The organism is Dietzia sp. HMSC21D01 (assembly GCF_001815995.1).
Lineage (GTDB): Bacteria > Actinomycetota > Actinomycetes > Mycobacteriales > Mycobacteriaceae > Dietzia > Dietzia cinnamea.
On sequence record NZ_KV824122.1, the window covers coordinates 1 to 6,862 of the forward strand.

The window sequence follows — 6,862 nt, forward strand, 5'->3', positions numbered from 1 at the left end:
GTACGTGCGGGTGTCGGCCGCGGATCAGAATGAGGCGCGTCAGCTCGAGGCGGTTGGGGAGTGCGATCAGGTCTACGTGGAGAAGCAGTCGGCTCGCTCTCGTGCTGATCGGGTGAAGCTCGCCGAGTGCATCAGGTACCTGCGCGATGGTGACGAGCTGGTTGTCGCGTCGATGGACCGACTCGCCCGGTCTCTGGTCGACCTCAAGCAGATCGTTGGTGAGATTACAGCCAAGGGCGCGAGCGTTGAATTCGTCCACGAGCGGGCCGTCTACGCCGCCGGTGCCCAGGATCCTCGAGCAGATTTGATGCTCTCGCTGCTCGGGGCGTTCGCTGAGTTTGAACGGGCCATCATTCGCGAACGCCAGGCCGAGGGGATCGCCATCGCTAAGGCAAAGGGCAAGTACAAAGGACGCAAACGCGTCCTGACCGACGAGCAGATCGACAAGGCCCGCGCCCGCGTCGAAGCGGGGGAGGGGCCATCGGCGATCGCCCGCGATCTCGGAGTCGGGCGCTCCACGCTGTACCGCGCCCTCCAGCCTCACACGCCGTGACCGCCGATGAGCGGTCTCGTTGCACTGTTCAGGGCCCTGCGGGCGAGGGAGTGGCCGATACTGGGGCGGTGACCGAAGTTCATCTGAAGGGCCGACTGGTGTGTCGCGACGAGCGCGAAGCCGCTCTGGTCGCCGATCATCTACTGCGTCACATCGAGCTGACGCGAGCTGAGCAGGGCTGCAGGTCGTTTACTGTGACCCCAACCGAGGATCGTCTGGTGTGGCGCGTCGAGGAGGTCTTTGACGACGCCGCCTCGTTCCGCAGGCATCAGGACCGAGTTCAAGGCAGTGCGTGGGGGGCAGCCACCGCAAACATTGAGCGCGACTACTCCATCACGGGGATCTGACTCGATATGACTGTCGCAGAAGCCGGCACGGCCGCGGTGATCCCGCTGGCCTACGACATCGTGTGGCTACTCGTCGTCTTGGTGTGGCTGCTAATCCCGATCGCGATCGCCGTCACGGAACGGCGTCGGGGAGCGTCGTGGCCCGAAACGTTTCTGTGGTTCATGGTGGCGTTCCTGCTGCCAGTCGTGGGGCTGATCGTCTGGGCGCTGTACCGAACAGTCGGCGCGAGACGGGCAACCTCACGTTAAGTATCGCGCCATCAGGAGTTACGAGGGCTGGATCCCGTGTCGGACCGCCAAACAGTACTCATGGAAAGACGCCATCGAGCGTGCAATGGGCGGGCGGGTAAGTGAATGGACTGGCGACCGTCCCACAACCAAGGAAATGAGAGAGCGAGCGCCATACCGATGCATCGGCGTCCCTCGTAGCGAGAGGCGGGTAGGACTCTCGGCATCGTTTGGCGGGTTGTCGCGGCTTCCGTTGGCGAAGAAGACTGATGGAACGGGCCCTCTTCGGGAGCCGGCCTAGTTCTGTCCGTTGAGCACGGTGTCAAGTGAGAAGTTGGAGCTGAGCGAGATCCTCATAGAAGAAACTGGTGTCCATCGACTCAGTGTGGGTGCCTCGTGGCCCGAGTGTGTCCTCTCTGAACACTGCGACTTCGCCCCAATCGTGAGATGATCGGTTGCATGGCTTTACTGCTGCGACCACCACAATACCGTGACGAAGTAACACTACGACGCATTCACGAACAACTGCGTCGAGATGACTTTACCTTCCTACCGATGGAGGGAACCTGGGACGAGTTTCTTGAAAGAGTCGATCGAGAGGCATCCGGAATTGAACTTCCGCCGGGTCGCGTTAGAGCCGAGTTTCTCGTCGCTGAAGTTAACGGGGTCCCGATCGGGCGCGTATCGATTCGCCATCAGCTCAACGACTATCTCCTCACATTCGGCGGACATGTGGGGTACGCCGTGGCACCGGAACACCGTCGGCGTGGATACGCTACCGAAATCCTACGCCAGTCCATCGCACGGCTGCGAACTATCGGGGTAGAACAAATACTAGTGACGTGTGACAAGAACAACAGCGCATCGCGAGCCGTAATTGAGACCTGTGGGGGCCAGCTCGAAAGAATCAGTACTACCGAAGGTAGAAGCACATGTCGTTACTGGATTTCAGCGAACTCCCACCATTGCCCCGGTGATTCAATTGGATCTAGTCGTTTCAGGGTTTAGCAGCGCGAGTAATCCCGCAAGGACCGATAGCGCGCTAACCACGAGTACGGCGCCAGCTGGCCCCATCACGGCGACCGCAGACGACACAATTGGTGCACAAGCTAGAGCAATCAATCGTCCAGATGTCGCCCTCGTCGCCAACACGGTCGCACGAGTTCCCTCTGCAACACCTTTATTCATAATCACATCGTAGTAAACGAATGCCGCTCGGTAGATCCAGAAATATAGGACAGTAGCTGCAGCCTGAACTGGCCACAATGGCAAATAGAGAATAGCGAACCACAAGAGGGGCGGCACAGCTATTGCTACTGGCAACAGCCAACGTTTCCGATCGAATGAGCTAAGCAGTCCGCTAATTCCGGATTGGACTACCAGAATAATCACGAAAATAAGACCGAACACAATACCCGTCGCAAACTCTGACGACAGTACGGGCCCGGAACGATTGATGGCCAGTTGCCAGTACTGGATTGCAATCTGGAATCCGGCGTATAAAATTCCGCCAACGAGCAATGGTGCCAGGACGCCGCGATGTGAATCCCTGAGCGTCCTAATCATCAAGCGCAATGTACGTACCGTTCCATCCGCCTCTGCCTCAGGCAAAGGTGGGAACTTAGCTGAGTACCATACGTATGACGTGAAAATAACCAGGCAAGCCGCAGAGGCAATCAACCACGTTGTAGTGGGTGCAATGCCGTAAATCAATCCGCCAAGGCCGGCAGATACAGCCATTGCTCGGAACTCAAAGTTATTTAAACGGCTGATATCTTGCGCCAGATTATCTGATTCATTTCGGTTATTGTCTTTATGATGGGCAATCGATCTGTCGACAAACTCCGCGTGCAAAGCGCCCGCCATCAGCGCCAACGATAATGCATTGCATAACTCCGCAACGTACAAGGTTGGAATACTAGTAGAAACGGCAGTCAGGAGTAACCATAATGCGCCCAGGATAATTGCGATTGCTATTGGCCATCGTCGACTAACTCGATCAGATATCCAACCGAGCGGGACTTGGATTACTAGCATTGCGCCCGCTTGGAAGGCCTTCAGATAGAATACATGCTCCGGCTGCACCCCCTTGCTTACAAGGTAGAGCGCACTTGTCGCGCCGATGAACATTCGAGCTGCCCCAAAGGCGGCGCTCACGTACAGAACAACCCGAGCCGACGCCCCATTAGACAGCTGCCTTCTATGACGCGAGGTTCGCAAATCTGCTGTTCTAGTCGAACTGTTGTGTTTCAAAGTATAGACCAGTCTTATTTAATCCAATTCGGCGATTGAGGCTTACGGGCGTGGCGAAACCGCCTAGATAGCACAGTATGTCGTCGACCGCCAGTCCAGATGCGACGAGATTGGTCCAAGCGTGGCTCGGCGCTTGCGTCTTAGCTTTAGGGGCGGGAGGTGCGTGTTCACTGCGATCCACATGCTCAGTCGAAGACTGCTTTGCGATGAATGAACTGCCGCTATTCCATCCAGGCGACCCGAGTGCGGGCACCACCATGGGGCCGATTACCGGCATGTCGCAAACGTAACCGACTGGAAGATAGGGGAGCCCTCGACGAAGAGCAATTCGGTCTAGCCATTCAATTATCTGCGGCGGAGAATCCGCGCTCAATGCCGCGAAGTCACAATGCGGCAATGCTTCCGCAAGGACGTCCTCGTCAGTGATATCTGCGTGAATAACTCGCACTTCCGTGACGCTATTGAGATTACGAAGCTCCCGCGCCAACACATCGATTTTTGGGAGTCCAACATCGGCTTCTCGAAACATTATTTGGCGAGTTAGATTTGACTCTTCGATAGTGTCACAGTCGATTAGGGTAATATACCCGATACCAGAACTCACTAACGCCGAGGACAGGATATTGCCTATCCCTCCGCATCCTATTATTGCTACGTGCGCGGCGGAGATTCGTTCTTGCGTTTCGCTAGGATTGCCACCAGCGTAATTGTAGTAGAGTTTTGGTCGGTCGTAGCGGTCTGAAGGATCCCGGTCTTCGGTCATTGTCAGGTGCGCAGATGTGAGGATTCCGATAACGTCCCGCTTCTCAGTCTCGGTCCCATCTGTGTTTCGTAGGGCATTGGTGAGCTGCGCCTTCGATAGGCCACCCGAACGAAGAGACTCAAGAACTCCTACCGCGGCAGCAGTTAGAGTTGGTGGCAATGTGCCAGGTATAACTTGTTGTTTCGTTCCCCCGCATACGTAAAGATCGGCACCAATCCAACCCCAAGATACGTATGGAGCTAACGTTAGTAGTTTGTTCTCGACATTAGGGTGTGTATCTGAACTGATGGACATGCTGCCTTTTGTTAGACGGGGGCTTTATTTGGAATGGCAATGCCGATGCTCGACGCCGAAAGGGCGTCGAGCATCGGCACGTCTACATCAATTGTGGTGGTCGAAGTTCATTTCCATCTCCTTTCGTGTTGGACTGCCGTCACGGTAGTCATATCCGTAAGTGGGTGTCAATAGAGACATTGTTGAAATGTACATGGCATTGTCCGGATTTAGGGCAGCATTCAGTAGGCAGTCTGCTTTTACGCATGATCTAGCTGGCTCGAGTAGTGCCCGTCCGCCTATGTGTGGAGATCGCACATCAGGTCCTGCGCGCTCACTAGCGCATTCCCTCGGGTCGCTCGGAGTGCGAACGCGCGCGCTAGCGAGAGGCGGGCGGCGAGCTTTGTTCACGCCGTGTGGGACGAAGGTGAGTAGTGGCGATCGATCGAAACAACTCGCGCGTCAAGACGACGTGCGGCGAAAGCTTAGTAGGGCCACCGCTGGATTCGATATGAGGCGAGCCTGGCCCTCCAAGGGGGCTGCACTCGGATTCGTGCAGGAACCAACGCAAGATTCACGTCCGTGCCTTTCCGTTCAGGTACCTGTGTGCGAGGTACACGTTGAGCAGACGCGAGAGCGTCAGGTATCGGACTCGGTAGTGATTGTCCAGGCATCTCCGCGACCTCTTGGGGCCCGAGAATGTGTGCCAGAACTATCTCTCCCATACCGTTGCGCACCAGTCCCGGCCTCTCACCGGGTTCCCTGAAATCCGCGCTGGGCGTGGATGACCGCTCTCGGGCCGCACAGTACCATGCGGGCTTGGTGGTGTGGTGGGAAACCGCGTGTCCCGGTGAGGAACTGAGACACAACATTCACTGCTCAACGTCTGGACTTCGTGAGTGCCGGACCGCTCAGACGACGAAGCGAACGACTCCGCACGTTATATGAGATGTGTGCTTGGCGGTGATGGCGTAGACTGAGGGCACAACGGGCCGGATACCGGAACGTTGCCAGCCGAGGGCTCCCGCGAGGGGGCCCTCGTTTATGTCAGGGTCTCCAGGTCCGTTGACGGTGAGTGTCCTGGTAGATGAGCCCAGCGAGCCTGTCGGTGACGGCCTGGGCTCGAGGGTGTTGGGTACGGACTGCTTGCGCACGGTGGTGGATGTAGACGGCCATGTCCGCGGCTTGCAGGCCGGGTGTGTGCCTGGAGTCGGCGAAGTTGATGGGTGCGGAGATGTTTTTCAGGCGACTGGGGCGGTAGCCGCCGGTGCCGAAGTCTTGGTAGGCGCTGAACTGGTCTTGGTGTTCTGCGCTGGTGGCGATCTCGTCGGCGATGATGATCGCTTGCTCGCCTGCGCCGTGCCGGGCGGTGTAGTTGTCGATCTGTTCGAGGAGGTGCCTGAACACCACGGTGTGTGGTTGTTGCGGGTACCGGTAGCGGGCGTTGAGGCGTCTGACGTCGACGCCTTCGAAGAGGTAGCGGACGCCAGCGTGTTGAGCAGCCCGTAGGACGGCGGTGTAGAGGCCCGCGGCCTCGCGATGTTTGCCGCGAAGGGCGGCCCAGTCTCCTGCCCCGCCCATGATCTCGTGTCCGTGGAACTCTGCGGCGAGCTTGGTCCCGTGCTGTGCGGACGTTCGCTCTGTGATGTGGGCGTAGAGCTGGTGTAACTGTTCCCACCGGTCGTACTCGGCTATCGCCGCCCCGATGTAGTAGAGCTCCTGGTCGTAGGACTCGTCGACGTAGGCGATCAGCACGTGGTCCATGGTCGCACTCGCCTCTGGCGGACCAGACAGGACAGGCTCGGTCGCATCGACTGGGCCTGTCCCTATGCCATCTTGTCCAGCGCTTGTTTCGCGCCGATCGTCGAGACGTAGACGGTCGCCCAGGCGACGGCCCCCAGGAGCGCTTCCCCGAGGTCGAGAAGTGACGTCCACGAGAGCAGTACAAGCCCGACCCCGCACGCGAGCGCCAGTGCACTGCCGGCCTCGGCGACGCGCAATACGTCGCGGCGCGGCTTGGCTCGAAGGGCTGCCCAGGCCCACCCCCGGGCGCTCCAGCCCACAGCGCCGATCAGCACACACATGATCGCCGCCGTCACGATTACCACTCGTCCGACATCTTCCATCGTCAACTCCTGTCTCGAGGTGTACGTGCAGACCATAAACCCGAGTCATGCCGCGCCCGCCGTCCTCGAAGGCGGAAGCCCGGCGGCGCCGTCGTGGTCAGCGCTCGATCCTCGACAGGGACGCGGGCATCGACTATTCTGGGAAACACGGGTAACGTAGTCAGTTGCCGGTTACTCGTTACCCACGTTGAGGGAGGCGCCACGATGGCGACGTCGGAGAAGATCGCCCACGCCTACGGCACGCTGGTCGCGCGCGGCGACAAGATCACCGTCCGGGCCGTGCAGCGCGAGGCGGGGGTGCGGATCGGCGAGGTGGCGG

8 protein-coding genes and 1 riboswitch are annotated in these 6,862 nt (G+C 58.6%); of the genes, 4 read left to right on the forward strand and 4 right to left on the reverse strand.

What is annotated here, in order from left to right; translation table 11 throughout:
* From HMPREF3086_RS16250 to HMPREF3086_RS19965, 4 genes are all read left to right on the forward strand, one after another.
* A partial coding sequence (locus tag HMPREF3086_RS16250; RefSeq protein ID WP_141764131.1) for a recombinase family protein occupies positions 1–553 on the forward strand: 553 nt, incomplete at its 5' end.
* Between the two features lie 68 nt (positions 554–621).
* Positions 622–900, forward strand: coding sequence for a putative quinol monooxygenase (locus HMPREF3086_RS16255; RefSeq protein WP_061230041.1), 279 nt, complete (start codon positions 622–624; stop codon positions 898–900).
* 6 nt (positions 901–906) lie between these two features.
* A complete protein-coding gene (locus tag HMPREF3086_RS16260; protein WP_061230042.1) occupies positions 907–1,149 on the forward strand; it encodes a hypothetical protein in 243 nt (80 codons plus the stop codon).
* Between the two features lie 438 nt (positions 1,150–1,587).
* Positions 1,588–2,136: a GNAT family N-acetyltransferase gene (locus HMPREF3086_RS19965; RefSeq protein WP_082767871.1), complete on the forward strand. Its 549-nt coding sequence runs from the start codon at positions 1,588–1,590 to the stop codon at positions 2,134–2,136.
* Here the strand turns inward: HMPREF3086_RS19965 and HMPREF3086_RS18685 are convergent.
* The 4 genes from HMPREF3086_RS18685 to HMPREF3086_RS16270 form a co-directional block, all read right to left on the reverse strand.
* Positions 2,107–3,036 (reverse strand): MFS transporter, encoded by a 930-nt coding sequence (locus HMPREF3086_RS18685; protein ID WP_141764132.1) that lies wholly within the window; start codon positions 3,034–3,036, stop codon positions 2,107–2,109. The genes HMPREF3086_RS19965 and HMPREF3086_RS18685 overlap by 30 nt on opposite strands.
* Before the next feature lie 322 nt (positions 3,037–3,358).
* Positions 3,359–4,438, reverse strand: a complete 1,080-nt coding sequence (locus HMPREF3086_RS19970) for a ThiF family adenylyltransferase (protein WP_082767869.1) — start codon at positions 4,436–4,438, stop codon at positions 3,359–3,361.
* A 599-nt stretch (positions 4,439–5,037) separates the two neighbouring features.
* Positions 5,038–5,225: riboswitch (cobalamin riboswitch) on the reverse strand.
* 239 nt (positions 5,226–5,464) lie between these two features.
* On the reverse strand, positions 5,465–6,181 hold the full coding sequence (locus tag HMPREF3086_RS16265) for a DUF3800 domain-containing protein (RefSeq protein ID WP_061230043.1): 717 nt from the start codon (positions 6,179–6,181) through the stop codon (positions 5,465–5,467).
* 62 nt (positions 6,182–6,243) lie between these two features.
* Positions 6,244–6,543: a hypothetical protein gene (locus HMPREF3086_RS16270; RefSeq protein WP_141764133.1), complete on the reverse strand. Its 300-nt coding sequence runs from the start codon at positions 6,541–6,543 to the stop codon at positions 6,244–6,246.
* Between the last annotated feature and the right edge of the window lie 319 nt (positions 6,544–6,862).

Bases quoted from the DNA above. Each gene is read 5' to 3' on its own strand.
- HMPREF3086_RS16260 (WP_061230042.1), top strand. From the start codon at position 907: ATGACTGTCGCAGAAGCCGGCACGGCCGCGGTGATCCCGCTGGCCTAC.
- HMPREF3086_RS19965 (WP_082767871.1), top strand. From the start codon at position 1,588: ATGGCTTTACTGCTGCGACCACCACAATACCGTGACGAAGTAACACTA.
- HMPREF3086_RS19970 (WP_082767869.1), bottom strand. From the start codon at position 4,438: ATGTCCATCAGTTCAGATACACACCCTAATGTCGAGAACAAACTACTA.
- HMPREF3086_RS16265 (WP_061230043.1), bottom strand. From the start codon at position 6,181: ATGGACCACGTGCTGATCGCCTACGTCGACGAGTCCTACGACCAGGAG.
- HMPREF3086_RS16270 (WP_141764133.1), bottom strand. From the start codon at position 6,543: ATGGAAGATGTCGGACGAGTGGTAATCGTGACGGCGGCGATCATGTGT.